The organism is Streptomyces iconiensis (assembly GCF_028657195.3).
In the GTDB taxonomy this organism is placed as follows: domain Bacteria; phylum Actinomycetota; class Actinomycetes; order Streptomycetales; family Streptomycetaceae; genus Streptomyces; species Streptomyces iconiensis.
Genome location: NZ_JANCPR020000028.1, coordinates 58,214 through 79,275 on the forward strand (window position 1 = coordinate 58,214; position 21,062 = coordinate 79,275).

Genomic DNA, 21,062 nt, shown 5'->3' on the forward strand with positions numbered 1-21,062 from the left:
CTGCGGGGCTACTGCTCGTTCCTGGCGTCGGCGGGGGCGAGTGCCCTGACCGCCTCGGCGAACGCGTCGCCGCGCGCGTTGTAGTTGACGAACATGTCCATCGAGGCGCACGCGGGGGCGAGAAGTACGGTATCGCCCGGCTGTGCCAGGGACTTCGCCGCGCGGACGGCCTCCGCCATCGCCCCAGTGTCCGTGCGGTCGAGGTCGGCCACGGGCACATCCGGGGCGTGTCGCGCGAGGGCTTCCCTGATCAGGTGCCGGTCGGCGCCCATCAGTACGGCGCCGCGCAGCCGGGGTGCGGAGGCGCGGACGAGGTCGTCGAAGGTGGCGCCCTTGGCCAGGCCGCCGGCGATCCACACGATCGGGTCGTAGGCGGCGAGGGATGCCTCGGCGGCATGGGTGTTGGTGGCCTTGGAGTCGTTCACGTACGCGACGCCTTCGGCTTCCGCCACATGTGCGATGCGGTGTGCGTCGGGCCGGAAGGCGCGCAGCCCGTCACGTACGGCCGTTGCGGGTACGCCGTAGGCGCGGGCCAGCGCGGCTGCGGCAAGGGCGTTGGCGACGTTGTGGGGTGCGGCGGGGCGGACGTCGGTGGCCTCGGCCAGCTCCTGTGCCTGCTGCTGCCTGTGCGGTACGAAGGCACGGTCGACGAGGATGCCGTCCACGACCCCGAGTTGGGAGGGGCCGGGGGCGCCGAGGGTGAAGCCGATGGCGCGGGCGCCCTCGACCACGTCGGCCTCGCGTACCAGCTCCTCCGTGGTGGGGGACGCCGTGTCGTCGGCGTTGTAGACGCAGGCGACCTCGTTGCCCTCGTAGATGCGGCCCTTGTCGGCGGCGTACGCCTCCATCGAGCCGTGCCAGTCGAGGTGGTCGGGCGCGAGGTTGAGGACGGCGGCCGAGTGCGGGCGCAGGCTGGGGGCCCAGTGGAGCTGGTAGCTGGACAGCTCGACGGCGAGCACGTCGAGGCCGTCGTACGGCTCCTGCTCCAGTACGACGTCGATGAGCGAGACGCCGATGTTGCCGACGGCCGCCGTGCGCAGGCCAGCGGCGCGCAGGATGCTGGCGAGCATCTGGACGGTGGTGGTCTTGCCGTTGGTGCCGGTGACGGCGAGCCAGGGCGCACTGCCGGGGCCGCGCAGCCGCCAGGCCAGCTCGACGTCGCCCCATACGGGTACGTCCGCCGCTGCAGCCGCCTGGAAGAGCGGGCTGGCGGGCTTGAAGCCGGGGGTGGTGACGACGAGGTCGGTGCCCTCGGGGAGCGTACGGTCGTCGCCGAGGCGTACCTCGATCCCGAGCTGCTCCAGTTCGGCCGCCTGGCGGCGTGGGCCCTCGCCCGCACCGCCGTTGACGGCCGTGACGCGGGCGCCGAGGCGGTGCAGGACCTTGGCCGCCGGGAGGCCGCTGAGGCCGAGCCCGGCGACCGTCACATGCTTGCCCGACAGCTCCTTGGTGAGCGGGGCGAGGTCGGCGGTGCTCAATTGCTGGCCGCCCAGCCCGCGTAGAAGATGCCGACGCCGACGATGGCGCACATGCCCTGGATGATCCAGAAGCGGACCACCACAAGGACTTCGGACCACCCCTTGAGCTCGAAGTGGTGCTGGAGTGGCGCCATCTTGAAGACGCGCTTACCGGTGAGCCTGAAGGAGCCGACCTGGATGACCACGGACATGGTGATCAGGACGAAGAGGCCGCCGAGGACGGCGAGCAGAAGCTCGGTGCGGGAGCAGATGGCGAGTCCCGCGAGGGCGCCGCCGAGTGCGAGGGAGCCGGTGTCGCCCATGAAGATCTTGGCGGGCGAGGTGTTCCACCACAGGAAGCCGAAGCACGCGCCCATCAGCGCGGCGGCGACGACGGCGAGGTCGAGTGGATCTCGTACCTCGTAGCAGCCGGGTCCCGCCGTGGCGATGTGGGCGCAGGACTCCTGGTACTCCCATACGCAGATGAACACATAGGCGCCGAAGACCATCACCGAGGCGCCCGTTGCGAGGCCGTCGAGGCCGTCGGTGAGGTTCACGCCGTTCGACATCGCGAGGATCATGAACAGCGCCCAGACGACGAACAGCACGGGCGGCAGGGCCCAGCCGAAGTCCTGGGTGAAGGAGAGCTTGGTGGAGGCGGGGGTCAGCTGGCGCGCGTCGGCGAAGTTGAGCGCGAGGACCGCGAACGCGATGCCGACGATGAGCTGACCCGACATCTTCGCCTTGGCGCGGAGGCCGAGGCTGCGCTGCTTGACGATTTTGATGTAGTCGTCGAGGAAGCCGACGAGGCCCATTCCCGCGAAGAGGAACAGGACCAGCGCACCCGAGAAGGAGGGCTGGGAGCCGGTGATGAGCTTGGTGAGCCCGTACGCGATCAGGGTCGCCAGGATGAAGGCGATACCGCCCATCGTGGGGGTTCCGCGCTTGCTGTGGTGGTTCTCCGGGCCGTCGTCCCGGATGAACTGGCCGTAGCCCTTGGACGCCAGCAGCTTGATCAGCAGCGGGGTCCCGATCAGGGACAGGAAGAGTCCGAGAACCCCGGAGATCAGGATTTGCCTCATCGGGTGGCGACCCCGCCTTCATTGCCTTCATTCGAGACGCCTTCGTCCAGGAGCGCGTGCGCGACGCTCTCCAGGCCGATCGAACGGGAAGCCTTCACCAGTACGACATCCCCCGCGCGCAGTTCCCCGCGCAACAGGTCGACGGCCGCCTCAGCGTCGGACACGTGCACCGACTCCTCACCCCACGAACCCTCGTTCTTGGCGCCCATGTCGAGCCAGGCTGCCTCTCGGCCACCGACCGCCACGAGCTTGCTGACGTTGAGCCGGACGGCGAGCCGTCCGATCGCGTCGTGCTCGGCGAGCGCATCGTCGCCGAGCTCGGCCATCTCGCCCAGCACCGCCCAGGTACGGCCCCCCCGGGCCTCCCCGCCCGTGGCCCGGGCAGAGCCCATGGCGGAGAGCGCACGGAGCGCGGCCCGCATGGAGTCCGGGTTGGCGTTGTAGGCATCGTTGACGACCGTGACGCCGTCGGCGCGCTCGGTGACCTCCATCCGCCACCGCGAGAGCGTGCCGGCCGCGGAGAGCGCATCGGCGATGTCCCCGGCAGGCATGCCCAGTTGGTGGGCGACGGCCGCCGCGGCAAGCGCGTTCGACACGTGGTGCTCACCGTACAGCCGCATGGTCACGTCACCGCACCCGGTAGGGGTGTGAAGGGTGAACGCTGGAGTGCCGCGTTCCGTGAGTCGTACGTTTTCAGCCCTGATGTCTGCTTCGAGGGCTTCGCCGAAGAGCAGGACGCGGGCGCTGGTACGGGTTTTCATGGCGCGAACGAGCGGGTCGTCGGCGTTGAGCACCGCGACCCCGCCCTCTTCGGCCGGTGGCAGCACCTCGACCAGCTCGCCCTTGGCCACGGCGATCTGCTCGCGCCCGCCGAACTCCCCGATGTGCGCGGTGCCGACGTTGAGGACGACACCGATACGGGGTGGGGTCAGCTCGCCGAGGTAGCGGATGTGGCCGATGCCGCGGGCGCCCATCTCCAGGACGAGGTGCCGGGTCTCCGCCTCGGCGCGCAGCGCGGTCAGCGGCAGCCCGATCTCGTTGTTGAAGGAGCCCGGTGGCCAGACGGTCGGGCCCAGCCGCTCCAGCAGCTGAGCGATCAGGTCCTTGGTGCTGGTCTTGCCGCTGGACCCGGTCAGCGCGACGACCTGGGTGCCGAGCGTGCCGACCACGTGGCGGGCGAGGGCGCCCAGGGCGCGGGTGACGTCGTCGACGACGATCGCGGGGGCGCCGACGGGGCGGGTGGCGAGCACGGCGACGGCCCCTGAGGCGACGGCGCCGGCCGCGAAGTCGTGGCCGTCGGCGCGCTCCCCGGCGAATGCCGCGAAGAGCGCCCCTGGCCCCGCCTCGCGGGAGTCGATCACCACGGGCCCGGTGATCCGTGCTTCCGGGTCCGTTATGTCATGCTGCCGTCCGCCGGTGAGGGCGGCGATCTCTGCGAGGGAGAGGGGGATCATCGGTTCTGGATATCTGTCCGGTGAGGTGTCTCGGCTGCGGGGAAGGTCGTGCTGCCGTGCTGCTCGTGTACGGCCGCCCGTTCGCGGATGGCTGTACGCAGCACGTCGTTGTCGTCGAACGGGCGGATCACGCCCGCGATGTCCTGGCCCTGCTCGTGGCCCTTGCCGAGGACGAGCACGGTGTCGCCGGGGTCGGCGCGTGCGACGGCCGCCTTGATCGCCTCGGCCCTGTCCTCCTCGACCAGCACGGTGCCGCGCTCGTGCGTGGGGACCTCGGCGGCGCCGCCGAGCATGGTCGCCAGGATTGCCAGCGGGTCTTCGGAGCGGGGGTTGTCCGAGGTGAGCACCGCCGTGTCGGACAGCCGCGCGAGAGCGGCGCCCATGGCGGTGCGCTTGTGCGGGTCGCGGTCGCCGCCGCAGCCCAGCACCGCGTGCACCTGGCCCTCGGTGACCTTGCGGATGGCGTAGAGGACGGACTCGACGGCGTCGGGTTTGTGCGCGTAGTCGACGACGGCGAGGTAGTCCTGACCCGCGTCGACCCGCTCCAGGCGCCCGGGTACGCCGGGCACGGCACCGATCCCGTCGGCCGCCGTGTACGGGTCGAGCCCCGCGGCGACCAGGGCCGTCAGCGCGGCGAGCGCGTTGGCGACGTTGAACGGGCCGGCGAGCGGGGCGCTGGCCGGCACGGACTGGCCCCCGGGCCCCACGGCTGTGAACGTCGAGCCGAGGGGACCGACCTCGACGTTCTCGGCGCGCCAGTCGGCGTCGGGGTGGCCCTCGGCCGAGAACGTGGTGACGGGGACCTCGGACTCGCTGATGAGCCGGAAGCCGTACTCGTCGTCGAAGTTGACCACTCCGGCGCGGGAGCGTGCCCGGGTGAACAGCTGCCGCTTGGCCTGGAAGTAGTCCTCCATGTCCGGGTGGAAGTCCAGGTGTTCGGGGCTCAGGTTGTTGAACACCGCGATGTCGAAGACGCACCCGTCGACCCGGCCGAGTACGAGCGCGTGGCTGGAGACCTCCATGGAGACCGCCCGTACGCCCCGCTCCCGCATGACGGCGAACAGCGCCTGGAGGTCGGTGGCTTCGGGCGTGGTGCGCTCGGACTTGATGCGCTCGTCGCCGATACGGGACTCGACCGTGCCGATCAGACCGGTCAGCGCGCCGTCCTTCTCCGCCGCCCTGCGCAGCCCGCCGTCGACCAGGTAGGCCGTGGTGGTCTTGCCGGAGGTCCCGGTGATCCCGATCTGGAGCAGGGCATCGCCCGGCACCCCGTAGACCGTGGCGGCGAGTTCGCCCATACGGCCGCGCGGGTCGGGCACCGCCAGCACCGGCAGGCCCGTGGCCTCGGCGCGCTCGGTGCCACCCGGGTCGGTGAGGACCGCGACGGCGCCGAGGCTCTGGGCCTGCGCAACGAAGTCGGCGCCGTGCAGCCGGGCCCCGGGGAGCGCGGCGTAGATGTCACCGGGCCGCACGGCGCGCGAGTCATGGGTGATGCCGGTCGCGTACGCCGTATCGGCGGGACCACCGCTCAGGAGCGCTTCGGGGGCTTCGGCGGCGTCGGCGTCCAGCCGTCGGGCCAGCTCCGCGAGCGGGACGGGCGTCACCCGCGCGGGGCGGGGCGGCCCAGGGAAGGACTCGGGGGAGGTCTGATCAGCTTGTGGCACGGCGGTGAGCGTACCGGGCGGGGCGCCCGCGCCGCGAAGCGAGGGGCGTGGCGGGGGCGGAGGGGCCTTGGGGTTGCACCCGTCGTCAGTGATCGTTCTCACGTGGCACATCCGTCAACCGCCCTGCCCCTGCCCCGCGAGCACCGGAAGTCGCGCGGGTGCGGCGCCGGTCGGGGGGACCTGGAGGGACTTGAGGGAAAACTTCATGACCTTCTTGTAGACCGGGCCGCATACGTCGCTGCCGAAGTAGCTGCCCTTCTTGGGGTTCTGGACCGCGCAGTAGACGGTGATTCTGGGCTTGTCGGAGGGGGCGAAGCCCGCGAAGGACGCGGTGTACCCGTGGTAGCGGCCCGTATGCGGGTCCACCCGGTTGGCCGTACCGGTCTTCCCCGCGACGCGGTATCCGGGGATCTTCGCCGCGGTGCCGGTGCCCTCCATGTCGTCCACCACGGACTCCAGCATCCGCGAGAGCGTCCTGGCCGTCTTCGGGCTCACCACGCGCCGCTTCTCGGGCGGCTTCGCGGGGGCGTAACGGCCGTCGGACCCTGTGGTGCCGCGTACGAGGGTGGGCTCGATCCGCTCGCCGCCGTTGGCGATCGTGGAGTAGATGGAGGCCGCCTGTACGGCGTTGAGGGAGAGGCCCTGGCCGAAGGGGATCGTGTACTGCTGGGAGGCGCTCCAGTTGCCGGGCTTCTCCAGGATGCCGTCGGTCTCCCCCGGGAAGCCGAGCCCCGTGGGCCGGCCGATGCCGAAGTCCCTCAGATAGCCGTGCAGCACCTTGTTGGCCCGGCGCTGGGTCCTGCCGAGCTGTTCGGTGGCGAGGATGGTGCCGATGTTGCTGGACTTGGCGAGGACGCCGTTGAGCGTGAGGTGCCAGGTGGGGTGGTCCACGTCGTCGGCGAAGGAGCGGTCGGCGCGCTTGAGCCTGTTGGGCACCGTCACCGCCGTGCCCGGGGTGGCCTTGCCCTCCTCCAGCACCGCGGCCATGGACATGAGCTTGCTGGTGGAGCCCGGCTCGTACGCGTCCTGAAGTGCGGGGTTGCCGAACGACTTGAGCTTCGAGCGGGAGATGTCGTTGGGGTCGAAGCCGGGAGCGCTGGCCATGGCCAGCAGCTCGCCCGTCCTGGTGTCCTGGACGATGACGTATCCGCTGTCGGCGCCCGACTTGCCGACCTGGTCGGTGATCGCCTGCTGCGCCGACCACTGGATGTCACGGTCGAGGGTGAGCTCTATGTCGGAGCCGGGCCGCGCCGCCTTTTCCCTGACGCCCGCCGTGGGGACCTGGCGCCCGCCTGACTGGGCGTACGTCGTCTTGCCGTCCTCGCCCGCGAGGTCCTCGTCGAGCATCGCCTCGACCCCGGCGCCGCCCTTGCCGTCGCCGCTGACGAAGCCGAGGACGGTGGAGGCCAGCTCCTTGTTGGGGTACACGCGCTTGGCGTGCTTCTCCTGGTAGACCCCCGCGAGGACGTCGGGGGACTTCGTGGCGTGCTCGGCCTTCAGCTTCTTGATCTTGCGCCAGGTCTGCGGGGTCTGCTGCCGCGCGAGCACGACGTAGCGGGTGTCGCGCTTGGCGAGCTTCTTGGCCAGCACCTTGCGCTTCTGGTGCAGGAGCGGCGCGAGGACCGCGGCTGCGCGCTCGGGCGCGTCGCGCACCTTGGACTGCTTGCGCGTGAAGAGGTAGGGGTCGGCCGTGATGTCGTACGCGTCGACGGTGGTGGCGAGGGCCGAGCCGTCCCGGGCGCTGACGGTGCCGCGCTCGGCGGCGAGAGGCAGCGTGATGTAGCGGTTGACGGCGGCCTTGCCCGCGAACGCGTCGGCGTCCACGGCCTGCACCTGGAGCAGGCGCACGGTGCACACCAGCATCACCAGGGTGAGCCCGACGGCGACCAGCCGCAGCCGGGCGCGTGGGTTCGCGAGGCGGAGCGGGGTGGACCCGAAGCCCTGCTGCTGGCGCGGCTTGCTCGTACGGGCGGGAGCCTGGCGGGCCGGGCGGGGTACACGGCGCGGGTCGCGGCGGCGTTCCTGGCTCTGGCTCCGGCGCTTCTCGCCGCTCTGCCGGGTGCCGCGGCCGGGGTCCCTGGGGCGCTCGCTCACGGCATCACCTGACTGGTGCCGGGGTTGCCGCGCACCGTGCCGTCCGGGGTGAGGAAGACGGGGTTGCCGCCGGGGACGAGGCCCAGCTCGCGGGCGCGTTTCTCCAGTGCCTCGGGGGCCGAGTAGCCGTCGACCTGCTGCTGGAGCGCCTGCTGCTGGTCGGTCAGTTCCTCGGTCTCCCGCTCCAGCTTGCTCAGCTTGAACGACCCTTTGTTGAGCGAGGCGTTCAGCAGGAGCAGTGCCAGCAGTCCCGAGCCGAGGAGGAGGACGACCAGCAGGACGAAGGGGGTGCGCGCGGCGTTCGGGTTCCCGGCCGGCACCATGCGTGCCAGCCGCGCCAGGCGCTGCTGTGCTGTCACGTGGCCTCCCTGATGCGCTTTGCCGCGCGAAGCCTGGCAGGGGTGGCGCGGCGGTTCTCGGCGATCTCTTCCTCGCCGGGCAGCTCGGCGCCGCGGGTCAGCAGCTTCAGCCGGGGCTGGTACTGCTCGGGCACCACGGGCAGCCCGTCAGGAGCCGTGTTCGTGGATCCGGCGGCGAACACCTGCTTGACCAGCCGGTCCTCCAGCGAGTGGTACGCGAGGACGGCGATACGGCCGCCGACGGTGAGCGCGTCAACGGCGGTCGGCAGGGCACGCTCCAGGACGGACAGCTCGCCGTTGACCTCGATACGCAGGGCCTGGAAGGTGCGCTTGGCGGGGTTGCCGCCTGTCCGCTTGACGGCCTGGGGCAGCGCGTCACGGATCAGCTCGACCAGGCGGGCGCTGTTGCTGAACGGCTCCTTGGCGCGCTCCTTGACGACGGCCTCGACGATCCGCTTGGCCTGCTTCTCCTCCCCGTAGGCGCGCAGGATGCGTACGAGGTCGCCGGGCGCGTAGGTGTTGAGCACATCGGCGGCGCTGACACCCGTCGTCTGGTCCATGCGCATGTCCAGGGGCGCGTCCTGCGCGTAGGCGAAGCCCCGTTCCGCCTCGTCGAGCTGGAGCGAGGAGACGCCGAGGTCGAACAGCACGCCCTGGACTCGGGGGACGCCCAGGCGCCGCAGCACCTCGGGGAGTTCGTCGTAGACCGCGTGCACCAGGGTGGCCCGGTCGCCGAACGGTGCCAGCCGCTCCCGCGCCAGCTCCAGCGCCGCGGTGTCACGGTCGAGGCCGATGAGCCGGGCCGAGGGGAAGGTGGACAGCAGTGCCTCGCTGTGACCGCCCATACCGAGGGTGCAGTCGACGACCGTGGCACCGGGTGCGGCGAGGGCCGGCGCCAGCAGGTCCAGGGTGCGCCGGAGCATGACCGGGTTGTGCAGATCGCCGATGGGACGCTCGTTGGTGGTCATGTGCCCTCTCAAGTCTGGCGGGCACCGGTGCACATGCTCCTTGGTCCCCGCCCGCTCGAAGGGGAGTGGCCCGCCTCCGCCGGAGAGGCGTCGGAGGGCCGGGAGCGGGAGGAGGCCGAGCCGCACGTGCACGCCCGCGCACGCGAGGGGAATCGGGGTTCCTTGGGGAGAAAGCGCCTCCCACTTCGCGTCACTTTAGTCCACTCGTCCCCTCGGTCAACTACGGGACAAGGCGCGTCCCGACAGCGGCTGACAACCCGGTCACCGGGGTGCTGTCCGCCGGATGAGGGAGGTCACGGTGGTGCCTGTGGGTTACCTCACATCACACTCGGCTGACCGCTTTCGCCACCCTCCGGGCAGGCCGTGCGCCCCGGCTGCGTCTACCGTCGTACACATGTCGATATCCACGTCCCCGTCACAGCCCCTTCCCCCCGAGGACAGCTCCCGCCCGGAGGAAGGGCAGCGTGCCTCGTCCGTGACCGAACGCCTCGTGGAGGCGAACAGGAACTACGCGCGCGACTTCACCGACCCCGGCATGGACGCCAGGCCCGTACGGCAGGTGGCCGTCGTGGCGTGCATGGACGCACGGCTCGACCTGCACGAGGCACTGGGCCTGGAGCTCGGCGACTGCCACACCATCCGCAACGCGGGCGGCGTCGTCACCGACGACATCATCCGTTCCCTGACCATCAGCCAGCGCGCGCTGGGCACCCGTTCCGTGGTACTCATCCACCACACCGACTGCGGGCTGCTCAGCCTCACCGAGGACTTCCGTCACGAGTTGGAGCTGGAGGTGGGCCAGCGGCCGTCCTGGGCGGTCGAGTCCTTCAAGGACCTGGATCAGGACGTGCGCCAGTCGATGCAGCGGGTGCGTACCTCGCCTTTCCTGCCGCACAGGGATGATGTGCGGGGCTTCGTCTTCGATGTGAAGACGGGTCTGCTGCGTGAGATCGACCCCGGGATGCCCCGGGGAGAGTGACGAACAGCCTTGTGACCGTGAAGAATACGAGGACGCACACAGCAGAACTCGCGGAGCGACGGCGATTCACGCGGCAGACGCGACGAGCGCGGCGGGTACGTACAGCGGGGATGGGGCCGAGGAGGGCCGGTGACGACCTATGACGAGCGAGCGAACCTTAGCGATCTGAGCACCACAGCGGGTGAGGTACGCCGCTCCGTTGAGTCGGTGATCGAGGGGAAACCCGAGGTCGTCAGGCTCTCTTTGACAGTGCTCCTCGCCGAGGGGCACCTCCTGATCGAGGATGTCCCCGGCGTCGGCAAGACGATGCTCGCCAAGGCGCTGGCGAGATCCATCGACTGCTCGGTACGGCGCATCCAGTTCACGCCCGACCTGCTGCCCTCCGACATCACGGGGGTCAGCGTCTACGACCAGCAGCGCCAGGACTTCGAGTTCAAGCCGGGCGCCGTCTTCGCACAGATCGTCATCGGCGACGAGATCAACCGCGCCTCGCCCAAGACGCAGTCGGCGCTGCTGGAGTCGATGGAGGAGCGGCAGGTCACCATCGACGGGCAGACCTACGAGCTGCCCGACCCGTTCATGGTGGTGGCCACGCAGAACCCGGTGGAGATGGAGGGCACCTACCCGCTCCCCGAGGCACAGCGGGACCGTTTCATGGCCAGGGTCTCCATCGGCTACCCGAGCCCGGCGGCCGAGCTGGAGATGCTCGACGTGCACGGCGGGGCCTCGCCCCTGGAGGACCTCCAGCCGGTCGCGCACGCGCACGAGATCATCAAGCTCGTCGAGACCGTACGGGGCGTCCATGTCTCGGACGCGGTACGGCGGTACGCGGTCGATCTGGTCGCCGCGACCCGCTCGCACCCCGATCTGCGGCTGGGCGCCTCGCCGCGTGCGACGCTCCATCTGGTGCGCGCCGCCAAGGCGACGGCCGCGCTCTCGGGGCGTGAGTTCGCGCTGCCGGACGATGTGCAGTCGCTGGCCGTTCCCGTGCTGGCACACCGTCTGCTGCCCACGGCGCAGGCGCAGTTGAACCGGCGTACGGCGGAGCAGGTGGTCACCGAGATCGTGCAGCGCGTGCCCGTACCCGCCGTGGGCCCGCCGCCGGTGCCCGGCACACCGCCTCACCCGTACGGGCAGCAGCCGGGCCGCGGACAGCCGCAGGCCGGGCAGGCGCAGCCCGGCGGGCACCAGCCAGGGCATCCCCACGGCGGGCCGCAGCAGCCCGGGCAGCCGCGGGGGTACTGATGGCCGCTGGACCGGCCTCGTACTCCAGCGCTCCCCAGGCACCCGGCGCACCCGACGCGCACCAGGTGGGCCGGCACGGTCAGCCCGGTCAGCCCGGTCAGCCCGGTCAAGCGAACCAGTCCGGACAGTCCGGCCAGTCGGGACAGGAGACGCGGGGCTCGCTGCGGACGGCGTTCGGTGGGCTGACCACGCGGGGCAGGTCCTTCCTGGCCGCCGGGCTCGCCGCCGGCGTCTGCGCCTACGCGCTGGGCCAGGACGAACTCCTGCGGGTCGGGTTGCTGCTCGCTGTGCTGCCGCTGGTGTGCGTGCTGGTGCTGCACCGCACCCGCTACCGGGTCGCGGGCTCCCGGCGGCTGTCGCCCTCGCGGGTGCCGGCGCGCTCGGAGGCCCGGGTACACCTGCGGATCGACAACGTCTCGCGGCTGCCCACCGGCCTGCTGATGCTCCAGGACCGGGTGCCCTATGTACTGGGCCCGCGCCCGCGCTTCGTACTGGACAGGGTGGAACCGGGAGGGCGGCGCGAGGTGTCGTACCGCGTGCGCTCGGACCTGCGCGGGCGCTATCCGCTCGGGCCGCTCCAGCTACGGCTGACCGACCCGTTCGGCATGTGCGAACTGACGCGCTCCTTCAGCACGTTCGACACCCTCACCGTCGTCCCTCCCGTTGAGGCGCTGGTGCCGGGGCGGCTCTCGGGCGAGACCAGCGGTTACGGGGAGGGCAGGCAGCGCTCTCTCGCGCTGGCCGGTGAGGACGACGTGATCCCGCGCGGCTACCGGCACGGCGACGACCTGCGCCGGGTCCACTGGCGTTCGACAGCGCGTTACGGCGAGCTGATGGTGCGCCGCGAGGAGCAGCCGCAGAAGGCACGCTGCACCGTGCTCCTGGACACCCGGCGCTCCGCCTACGCGGGTTCGGGCCCCGACTCGCCCTTCGAGTGGGCCGTCGCGGGTGCGGCGTCGGTCTGCCTGCACCTGCTGGAGCGCGGCTTCGCCGTCCGCCTGCTGACCGACACGGGCGCCATGACGCCAGGGCCCGAGGGCGGCACGTTCGCTGCCGACTCCTCGGACACGGCAGGGCTGCTCCTGGACACGCTGGCCGTCGTCGAGCACTCCGCCGAGCACGGCCTCTCCGCCGCCTACGACGCGCTGCGCGGCGGCATGGTCGGCACCGAGGGGCTGCTGGTCGGCTTCCTCGGGGCGCTCGACGAGGAGCAGGCGGTCACGGTGGGCCGGATGCGGCAGCGTACGAACCGCGCCGTGGCCTTCGTCGCCGGACCGGCCCAGGTGCCCGCCGCCGAGGCCGCCCCGGTGGCACCCGAGACTCCCGCCATGGCGGACCCCGGCCCGGAGACGGCGCTGCGCGCGCTGCGGGACGCGGGGTGGACGGCCCAGGTGGGCGGGCCCGGCATCGCCCTGAACGGGCTGTGGTTGGAGGCCGACAAGTCGAGCGTGAAGGGACTGGAGCGATGAGCGGGAGGGTGCGGCTCGCGCTGTGCGCCGCCCTGGCGACCCTGGCCGCTTCCTGTGCGCTGCTGCCGCTGGTGGACTCGGCGACGTGGCTGCTCCAGGCAGCGCTGCTGGTGACCGTGCAGACGGGGGTGGGCGCGGCGGCGCGCAGGGTGCCGCTGGCCAGGCCCGTGACCGTGGTGCTCCAGGCGTGCGTCTCGCTGCTGCTGCTCGTCCTGATGTTCACGCGCCAGGAGGCGCTGGGCGGGGTGCTGCCGGGACCGGACGTCTTCGAGCAGTTCGGGACGCTGCTCACCCAGGGCACGCAGGACGTGAGCAGGTTCGCGATACCCGCGCCGCTCACGGACGGGATCAGGTTGCTGCTGGTCGGCGGTGTGCTGGTCATCGGCCTGCTGGTGGACGCGCTCGCGGTGACGTACCGCAGTGCGGCGCCCGCGGGGCTGCCGCTGCTCGCGCTCTACTCGGTGGCGGCCGGGCTCTCCCAGGGCGGCGCCCGCTGGCTGTGGTTCCTGTGCGCCGCCGGCGGCTATCTGCTGCTTCTGCTGGCCGAGGGGCGCGAGCGGCTCTCGCAGTGGGGGCGGATCTTCGCCGACCGTTCCCGCCCCGGCTCGGCCCCTTACCAGCCGGGCGCTGTGGGCGGCCCCGCCGTCGCCCCGGTCCGTACGGGGCGGCGGATCGGCGCGCTCGCGCTGGGCATCTCGCTGGTCGTGCCCGCCGTGCTGCCCTCGCTCAGCGGCGGCCTGCTGGACGCGGCACGGGAAAAGGGCGGAGGCGGCGGCAACAGCGGGGGCGGCACGGTCTCGGCCGTCAACCCGCTGGTGGCGCTCCAGGACAGCCTCAACCAGCCGGAGAACCGTACGGCGCTCACGTACAAGACGGACACCGAGGAGACGCAAGAGCTGTACATGCGCATCGTCGCGCTGGACAAATTCGACGGCTCGGCATGGAAGCCTTCCGAGCGGCGCATCGGCGAGGTCCCCGACACGCTGCCCACCCCGAACGGCCTGTCCCCCGACGTACGGACGACGAAGGTACGCAGCACGATCACGGCCGCCGACTGGTACGCACAGGACTGGCTGCCGATGCCGTTCCCCGCCAGCCGCGTACGCGTTGAGGGAAAGTGGCGCTTCGAACCGGAGGGCCGCACTCTCGTGGGCTACGAGGGCCAGACGACGCGCGGCGCGCGCTACGACGTGGAGAACCTCGTGGTGCAGCCCACGGCCGAGCAGCTCAGGGACGCGCCCGAGCCGCCGGCCGACCTCAAGCGCGAGTACACCGACGTCCCCGAGTCGCTGCCTTCGGTGGTGAACGAGACGGCGCGCAAGGTCACCCGTAACGCCAAGGACGACTACGAGCGCGCGGTGATGCTCCAGGACTGGTTCGCCGAGAAGGGCGGCTTCACCTACGACACCCAGGTGCGCTCGGGCAGCGGTACGGCGGCCATCGCCAACTTCCTGGAGCAGAAGGAAGGCTTCTGCATCCACTTCTCCTTCGCGATGGCCTCCATGGCGCGCACCCTCGGCATCCCCGCACGGGTCGCCGTGGGCTTCACCCCCGGGACGGCGGGCGGCGACGGGAAGATGGAGATCGGTCTCCAGGACGCGCACGCCTGGCCCGAGCTGTACTTCGAGGGCGTCGGCTGGACGCGCTTCGAGCCCACGCCGACCCGGGGCACGACGCCCCCGTACGCGCAGCCCGACTCCCCCGACGCCAGCCAGAACCCGCAGGAGCGGCTCCCCGAAAGGGGCCAGAGCGACTCGCCCTCGCCGAGCGCTTCGTCCTCGGACACGTGCACGACCGAGGAGAAGCGGGCCGACCCGGAGTGCGGCGCCCTCGTACAGCCCCCGGACAGCGGCCAGGGCGGCGGCTTCCCCACGGGCACCGTCGCGTGGTCGGCCGCCGCGGCGCTCGTCGTGCTGGGCCTCCCCCTGCTGCCGTTGCTGTGGCGGGTGAGGAGGCGCTCCAAGCGGCTGCGGCCCCACCCGCTCCACACCCCTGAGGCGGTGACGGAGAGCGTGCTGGACGCCTGGCGCGAACTGATCGACTCCGGCTGGGACCACGGTGTCGTCCCGGAGGACTCGGCGACCCCGCGCACGGCCGCAGCGCGCATCGCCCGTATCGGCGAGCTGAAGGAACCGGAGGCCGAGGCGGCGCACCGGCTGGCCCTCGCGGTGGAACAGGTGCTCTACGCGCCCGCACCACGCCCCGCGACGGGTCTGGCCGACGACGTACGCCGGGTACGCGCCGGCCTCGGCGAGGCGGCGCCGCGCCGCCTGCGCCTGCGGGCCCTGCTGCTGCCGCCGTCGACGGCCAGGCTGCGCTGGGACACCTCACGGCGCTGGACGGCTCTGCGGACCCGCTGGGCAGGCGCCCTGCGCCTGCGCTTCGCCTCGAAGTAGCGTCCGGCCCCGCGCTCCGCACGTCCCGCACGCTCGCCGTACCGGAACCGGGCACCCCAACTCCGGTACGGCGAGCGCCCTTTCGGCCTGCCGCCGCGGGCGGGCCATGGGGAACGCCGGAGACGCCGGAACCACAGCCCCTCCGGTCCTCCGGCCCCGGCCCCGGCGCATGCGGGGCGCGGCGCCCAGCCGTACGCACACGCAAGCGGCGCGGCACCACGCAAGCATCCGGGTCGCACGGCACGCGCAAGGGGCGGGCACGCGCAAGGGGCCCGGTGCGCGCGAGAAGCCCGGTGCGCACGCGTGGAGGACCGGCCCCGGTCACACAGCACGCGCAAGGGCCCGGTCGCACGAGAGCGGCCCCGGGCGCTCCCGGGGCCGCTCTCGTTGGCGCTCTCGTCACCGTGTCGGTGACTCAGTGGCTCACGGTCTCCGTGACCCACCGTCTCGTTTCATCGGTGTGGTCGATGTGGCGGTCTGCCGGCGCGCGAGCGCACTCAGTGCTGGCCCTCGTCGCGGCGGCGCTGCCAGCGCTCCTCGATACGGTTCATCATCGACCGGCGGCCCCTGGACTGCCTGCGGGCCTGCTGCCCGCCCGCCGAGCCGCTGCCGCCGGCGCCGCCACCGGCGTCCTGCTTCGGCTGACCCTCGCCCTGCTGCTCACCGGCCTTGGGGGCCTTGCGCCATCCTGTTACCGCGAGCACGGCACATCCGAGCATCACGAGGAATCCCACGACGCTGACCCAGACCTGCTGCGCGACCATACCGGCCATAAGGAGCGCGATACCCACCAGAAAGCCCGCGATCGCTTGGTAGACCCGCTTGCGGGTGTACCGGCGCAGCTCACTTCCCTCGAGCGCTGTCGCGAACTTGGGATCTTCGGCGTACAGCGCTCGCTCCATCTGCTCGAGCATCCGCTGCTCGTGCTCAGAGAGCGGCACGGAGTCCTCCTACTCGTCGGTCGCGGGGGCGACCGGATGCGACCCTTCAAGGATAGGCAGGGAATCGCCCCCGTGAAACCCGCCCCTCTACGCCAATTCCTCCCACCAAGCCCGAGATGCCGGACGGTGGCGCTGAGCGACGTGTTCCGTACATTCCCTCACCACCTTTCCGCCATGCCGGACGGTGTGCCTCGATCATACGGCGCGTAGCTGATGATCGGGCGGGCGAGAGCCAGTCCCCTGCTCGTCAGCCACCCGCGGCGGGCGCCGCGCGGGGCGGCACTTGCGCGAGGACGTGGAGCTGGCTGGCGACGGACTGGAAGGCGGGCAGCTCGGCGGCAGCCGCCTCCAGGCGTGCGAGCGCGTCCAGTGCGTCGGGCTCGGTGTCCACCAGTGCGCCCGGCACCAGGTCGGCGAAGACCCGCACTCCGTGCACGGAGACGACGTCCAGGCCCGTGCCGGTGATCAGGGCCGTGAGCTGCTCGGGAGTGAAGCGGCGTGGCATCGGGTCGCCCTCGCCCCAGCGCCCGCCGGGCGAGGTGAGCGCCTGCCGTGCCTCCGTGAAGTGGCCGGCGAGGGCCCGCCCGAGTACGGCTCCGCCCAGTCCGGAGGCGAGCACGCTGAGCGTGCCGCCGTCGGGGCGCAGCGCGGCCACCGCGTTACGGGCGCCCTCGGCCGGGTCGTCCACGTACTCCAGGACGCCGTGACACAGGACCGCGTCGTAGGCGCCGCGCTCGGCGACGTCGAAGAGGCCCCGTGCGTCACCCTGGACTCCGCGTACCCGGTCGGCCACTCCGGCCTCGGCCGCGCGGCGCTCCAACGCGAAGAGCGCGTTGGGGCTCGGGTCGACGACGGTGACGCGGTGGCCCAGGCGCGCGGCGGGCACGGCGAAGTTGCCCGTGCCGCCTCCGGTGTCCAGGACCGCCAGCTCGGCGCGGTCCGACAGCTTGGCCCGCTGATCGAGCGCTCCTCGCAGGACCTCCCAGACCACGGCTGTACGGAGTGATGCGCTGGGGCGGGACATGCGGCTGCTCCTCGGCTCAGTGACGGGCATTACCCACCCTATTGCCTCTGGAGCCACCGCGATCCGCCGGTCGACCGCCGGGCCGCGGCCCCCGCTCAGCCGGCGCGGCGCCGCGGCGGGGGTCTGTCGGCGTGCTGGTCGTCGGCGGGTGCCACACGGGGGTGCGGGAGTGCCGGCTGGGAGACGAGCATGCGCTCGACCAGACGCAGGAACATCTCCGCGTCCCTGACGAGGTCGTCGGCCTCGCGCCAGCTCGCCGCGCCGTTGATGCCGGCCTCCGCGCGGGCGCGGCGGGGCGCTCCGGAGGCGAACAGCGCGCTCCACTCGGCCAGTTCGGGTGCGACCTCGGGGAGCACCTCCCACGCGCTGCGGATGCCGGGCCTGCGGGTGCGGCGCGGGGGGCCTCCCCTGCGGGCCGCCTCCAGCTCGGGCCTGCCGCGCACGGCGAGGACGGCGGCGGCCGTGCGCAGGGCAGCGAGGTGGGCCGTGGCGTACCGCTCGTTGGCGGTCTCCAGGGTGAGGGCCTCGTCGAGGTTGTGCTGGGCCTGCGCGAGGAGGTCGAGGGCTGCCGGTGGGGCCGTGGCTCTGCGCAGTACGGGGTGGACGTCCTGGGTCTGGTCGATACGGCTGGCAGGGGTGGCACTCGGATACGGGGGCGCGGGTCGCGGTCCCCGAGAAGGTCGCATCACGTGAATCAACCTCCCGTCGGCGGTTGCCGGTTCTGAGGAATCGGCCGTATGTGCACATCGTGACGCACGCCACTGACAATCCGCCCTGACCTGCGCAAACGCCGCGCTTCGCGGGTACACGGGGGCGATTGGCCGGGGCGGTGACCGGTGTTGCATACTTTGGACTGACCGGTCAGTCCAAAGAAATCAGGGAGGGAAACCCGTGACGGAGAGCCGGGATACGGGGGCCGCCGTCTCGGCGGACGGCTTCGGGCTGAAGGGGCCGCGCGGGCGGGTGTTCAGCGGCGTGAGCTTCTCCGCCGACGCGGGGGCACTGCTCGCCGTGGCGGGACCTTCCGGGTCCGGGCGCACCTGCCTGCTGCTCGCGCTCACCGGCCGGATGAAGGCCACCGAGGGGCACGCCAAAATCGCGGGGCACCCGCTGCCCAAGCGGCTCGCCGCCGTACGCCGGATCAGCGCACTGGGGCCCGTACCGGGCGTCAACGACCTCGATCCGGCGCTCACCGTCACCGAGCAGCTCCGCGAACGCGTGCTGCTCCAGCGGAGGTTCGGCAGCTCGCTGCGCTCGCTCCTGCGCCCGCGCCGGGAACGTGCCGCGGCGAGCCGTGCACGGCTGGAGGCCGCACTGGACGCCGCCGGGCTCGACCTGGACACGCTGCCACGGGGCGGGCGCACCTCCGTACGGGACCTGGGGCGGCTGGAGGAGCTGCGGCTGTCGGTCGCGCTCGCGATGCTCGGCCGGCCGCGGCTGCTGGCCGTCGACGACCTCGATCTGAAGCTCTCGGAGAGCGAGAGGGCCGAGGCGTGGGCCATGGCGCGCTCCCTCGCCGACAGCGGCACGACGGTGCTCGCCGTGTGCAGCGAGCCACCGGGCGAGGACGTGGGCGCGGTCGTGGTCCGTACGGACACGGAGCCGGCAGACGCGGCGGGCACGGCCGGTTCCGGCGGCGCGGACGGTTCAGCGCCTGCGGGCGACGACACCACTGAGGACGACGAGAAGGGGGAGGCGGCCGATGCGCTCGCCGAGGCTAGCCGCGCTTGAGCTGAAGCGGTTCGGCAGGGGGAGGCTGCCGCGCGCGGCGATGGCGGCCATGCTGCTGCTCCCGCTGCTGTACGGCGCGCTCTACCTGTGGTCCTTCTGGGACCCGTACGACCGCCTGGACAAGATCCCGGTCGCGCTCGTGAACGACGACCAGGGCGCCCATGTCAAGGGCGAGGACGTCGAAGCGGGCGGTTCGATCGTCAAGGGGCTGCACGACAGCGGAACGTTCGACTGGCAGGAGACCAGCGCGGCCGAGGCGCGCAAGGGCGTCGAGGAAGGGCGCTACTACTTGTCGCTGACCATTCCCTCCGACTTCAGCAAGAGGGTGTCATCCAGCTCGGGCGACTCCCCCGAGACCGGTGCACTCAAGGTGCGCGCCAACGATGCGAACAACTACATAGTCGGCCAGATCTCCCGTTCCGTCTTCTCCGAGGTGCGCTCAGCCGCCTCCAGCAAGGCGTCGCGCGGCTTCTACGACAAGATCTACGTCTCGTTCTCCACCCTGCACGGCAAGACCGCCGAGGCGGCCAAGGGAGCCGACGACCTCGGTGACGGCATCGGCAAGGCCAAGAAGGGCGCGGGTGAGCTGAAGAACGGCCTCTCGGACGCCGAGGACGGCAGCGGCGACCTGAAGAGCGGAACGGACAGGCTGCACACGGGCGCCGGCAGCCTCAAGAAGGGCGCCGGCCAGGTCGCCACGGGCACCCAGAAGCTGGCCGACAAGGTGAACGGCGCCGCCGACGACGTACGCCCGTTCCTGCGGGACCACAGCGACGAGATCGGCAAGGCGGCACGCGGGGTCGCGGACACCAGCAAGACGCTCAAGGAGAACCTCGGCAAGCTGCCGGGCGCGGCCGAGCGCGCGCAGACCGACTCACGCAGGGCAGCCGACACGCTCGCGACGCTCCACAAGACGCGCTGCGAGAAGGGCGGCGGCACCCAGGGCACCGGAGCACCGGCCAAGCCGGGCACGGAAGGTACGGGCACGCCGGGCGCCGGCACGGCGGACAAGCCCGCTGCCGGAGCCGGTGGGGCCGGTGGACCCGGCGGGGGCGCGGCCGGTCAGGGCGACTCGTGCACGGAGTTGAAGAAGGCGGCCGAGGCGGCCGAGCGGTCCGCCGGTGTGGCCAAGGACGTCAACGGCTTCGTCAAGAACGAGAAGAACCTCGACGACCTCGGCGGCCACCTCGACGACCTCAACGAGAAGGCCACCCTCCTCGCCCAGCGCGCCCCCCATCTCCAGCAGGACGTGGACAGCGCCGTCCAGCAGATCGACAAGCTCAACAAGGGCGCGCACCAGGTCTCCCAGGGCGCGGGCACGCTGCACGCGGGCCTCGGCACCGCCAAGACCGGCGCAGCCGACCTCGATTCGGGCCTCGGCAGGCTGAGCGACGGCGCCGTCTCGCTCGACGGCGGCCTGTTCAAGCTGGCCGACGGCTCGGGCAAGCTCGCGGGCGGCCTGCACGACGGCGCCAAGCAGATCCCGGACTACGGCAAGAAGGAGCGCGACGACCGTACCGGCGTGATGGCCGACCCGGTCGGGCTGTCCTCGGACAAGGCGCACGAGGCGCCCAACTACGGCACGGGTTTCGCGCCGTACTTCATCCCGCTCTCCCTCTGGGTCGGCGCGATGATCGCGTACATGCTGCTCCAGCCGCTCAACAAGCGCGCGCTCGCCGCCGGGGCACCGGCCTGGCGGATCGCGGTGGCCGGCTGGCTGCCCGTGGCCGCGATCGGGGCAGCCCAGGTGGGCGCGCTGATGAGCGTGCTGCACTGGGGGCTCGGCCTGGAGATGGCGCGCGGCGCCGGCACGGTGGGCTTCCTGATGCTGGTCACGGCGTGCTTCACCACGATCGTGCAGTTCCTGAACGCGCGCTTCGGCCCCGCCGGCCGGATCCTGGTACTGGCCATGCTGATGCTCCAGCTCACCTCGGCCGGAGGCACATATCCGATCCAGACCAGTCCCGGCTTCTTCAACGCGCTGCACCCGTTCCTGCCCATGAGCTACGTGGTCGAGGGGCTGCGGCACCTGATCACGGGCGGAGAGCTGTGGCCGGTGTGGAGGGCGTGCGCCGTCCTGCTCGCGTTCACTGTGGGCGCCCTCGCGCTCACGGCGGTCACCGCACGCCGCAAGCAAGTGTGGACCTTGGACCGGCTGCGTCCGGAGATCTCGCTGTGAGGAGAGACTCGCTCCGAGAG

16 protein-coding genes are annotated in these 21,062 nt (G+C 71.9%); 6 read left to right on the plus strand and 10 right to left on the minus strand.

All coding sequences use genetic code 11. The annotated features are described in order from the left end of the window. Positions 1-8: 8 nt before the first annotated feature. Genes murD through rsmH form a run of 7 tightly spaced genes read right to left on the minus strand, consistent with a single transcriptional unit; the run spans position 9 to position 9,078 of the window. Positions 9-1,493, minus strand: coding sequence for a UDP-N-acetylmuramoyl-L-alanine--D-glutamate ligase (gene murD / locus NMN56_RS25870; protein ID WP_430542709.1), 1,485 nt, complete (start codon positions 1,491-1,493; stop codon positions 9-11). Beyond that, the gene (gene mraY, locus NMN56_RS25875; RefSeq protein WP_274041781.1) at positions 1,475-2,539 is read right to left on the minus strand and encodes a phospho-N-acetylmuramoyl-pentapeptide-transferase; all 1,065 of its coding nucleotides are present in this window, start codon (positions 2,537-2,539) and stop codon (positions 1,475-1,477) included. The genes murD and mraY overlap by 19 nt, the downstream gene beginning before the upstream one ends. Then, entirely contained in the window at positions 2,536-3,993 is a 1,458-nt protein-coding gene (locus NMN56_RS25880) for a UDP-N-acetylmuramoyl-tripeptide--D-alanyl-D-alanine ligase (RefSeq protein WP_274041782.1), read from the minus strand. The genes mraY and NMN56_RS25880 overlap by 4 nt, the downstream gene beginning before the upstream one ends. Further along, positions 3,990-5,759, minus strand: coding sequence for a UDP-N-acetylmuramoyl-L-alanyl-D-glutamate--2,6-diaminopimelate ligase (locus NMN56_RS25885; RefSeq protein ID WP_430542704.1), 1,770 nt, complete (start codon positions 5,757-5,759; stop codon positions 3,990-3,992). The genes NMN56_RS25880 and NMN56_RS25885 overlap by 4 nt, the downstream gene beginning before the upstream one ends. 12 nt (positions 5,760-5,771) lie before the next feature. Continuing rightward, a complete protein-coding gene (locus tag NMN56_RS25890) occupies positions 5,772-7,751 on the minus strand; it encodes a peptidoglycan D,D-transpeptidase FtsI family protein (protein WP_274041784.1) in 1,980 nt (659 codons plus the stop codon). Next, positions 7,748-8,110, minus strand: a complete 363-nt coding sequence (ftsL, locus tag NMN56_RS25895) for a cell division protein FtsL (protein ID WP_274041785.1) — start codon at positions 8,108-8,110, stop codon at positions 7,748-7,750. The genes NMN56_RS25890 and ftsL overlap by 4 nt, the downstream gene beginning before the upstream one ends. Next, positions 8,107-9,078 (minus strand): 16S rRNA (cytosine(1402)-N(4))-methyltransferase RsmH, encoded by a 972-nt coding sequence (rsmH, locus tag NMN56_RS25900; protein WP_274041786.1) that lies wholly within the window; start codon positions 9,076-9,078, stop codon positions 8,107-8,109. The genes ftsL and rsmH overlap by 4 nt, the downstream gene beginning before the upstream one ends. 394 nt (positions 9,079-9,472) lie before the next feature. On the opposite strand from rsmH, the gene NMN56_RS25905 reads away from it, so the two are divergent. From NMN56_RS25905 to NMN56_RS25920, 4 genes are all read left to right on the plus strand, one after another. Continuing rightward, positions 9,473-10,057, plus strand: a complete 585-nt coding sequence (locus tag NMN56_RS25905) for a beta-class carbonic anhydrase (protein ID WP_274041787.1) — start codon at positions 9,473-9,475, stop codon at positions 10,055-10,057. A 129-nt stretch (positions 10,058-10,186) separates the two neighbouring features. Next, a complete protein-coding gene (locus tag NMN56_RS25910) occupies positions 10,187-11,302 on the plus strand; it encodes an AAA family ATPase (protein WP_274041788.1) in 1,116 nt (371 codons plus the stop codon). Then, entirely contained in the window at positions 11,302-12,771 is a 1,470-nt protein-coding gene (locus NMN56_RS25915) for a DUF58 domain-containing protein (protein WP_274041789.1), read from the plus strand. The genes NMN56_RS25910 and NMN56_RS25915 overlap by 1 nt, the downstream gene beginning before the upstream one ends. After that, complete coding sequence (locus NMN56_RS25920; RefSeq protein ID WP_274041790.1) at positions 12,768-15,167, plus strand: transglutaminase TgpA family protein; 2,400 nt, start codon at positions 12,768-12,770, stop codon at positions 15,165-15,167. The genes NMN56_RS25915 and NMN56_RS25920 overlap by 4 nt, the downstream gene beginning before the upstream one ends. A 497-nt stretch (positions 15,168-15,664) precedes the next feature. Here the strand turns inward: NMN56_RS25920 and NMN56_RS25925 are convergent, their stop codons facing one another. The 3 genes from NMN56_RS25925 to NMN56_RS25935 form a co-directional block, all read right to left on the minus strand. After that, positions 15,665-16,108 (minus strand): DUF3040 domain-containing protein, encoded by a 444-nt coding sequence (locus NMN56_RS25925; protein WP_274041791.1) that lies wholly within the window; start codon positions 16,106-16,108, stop codon positions 15,665-15,667. A gap of 247 nt (positions 16,109-16,355) precedes the next feature. After that, a complete protein-coding gene (locus NMN56_RS25930) occupies positions 16,356-17,132 on the minus strand; it encodes a methyltransferase (RefSeq protein WP_274041792.1) in 777 nt (258 codons plus the stop codon). A 95-nt stretch (positions 17,133-17,227) separates the two neighbouring features. Beyond that, a complete protein-coding gene (locus NMN56_RS25935) occupies positions 17,228-17,818 on the minus strand; it encodes an SAV_6107 family HEPN domain-containing protein (RefSeq protein WP_274041793.1) in 591 nt (196 codons plus the stop codon). Positions 17,819-18,023: 205 nt separating this feature from the next. On the opposite strand from NMN56_RS25935, the gene NMN56_RS25940 reads away from it, so the two are divergent. Next, complete coding sequence (locus NMN56_RS25940) at positions 18,024-18,863, plus strand: ATP-binding cassette domain-containing protein (protein ID WP_274041794.1); 840 nt, start codon at positions 18,024-18,026, stop codon at positions 18,861-18,863. After that, complete coding sequence (locus NMN56_RS25945) at positions 18,835-21,042, plus strand: YhgE/Pip domain-containing protein (RefSeq protein ID WP_274041795.1); 2,208 nt, start codon at positions 18,835-18,837, stop codon at positions 21,040-21,042. Before NMN56_RS25940 ends, NMN56_RS25945 begins: the two co-directional genes overlap by 29 nt. The last annotated feature ends 20 nt before the right edge of the window (positions 21,043-21,062 follow it).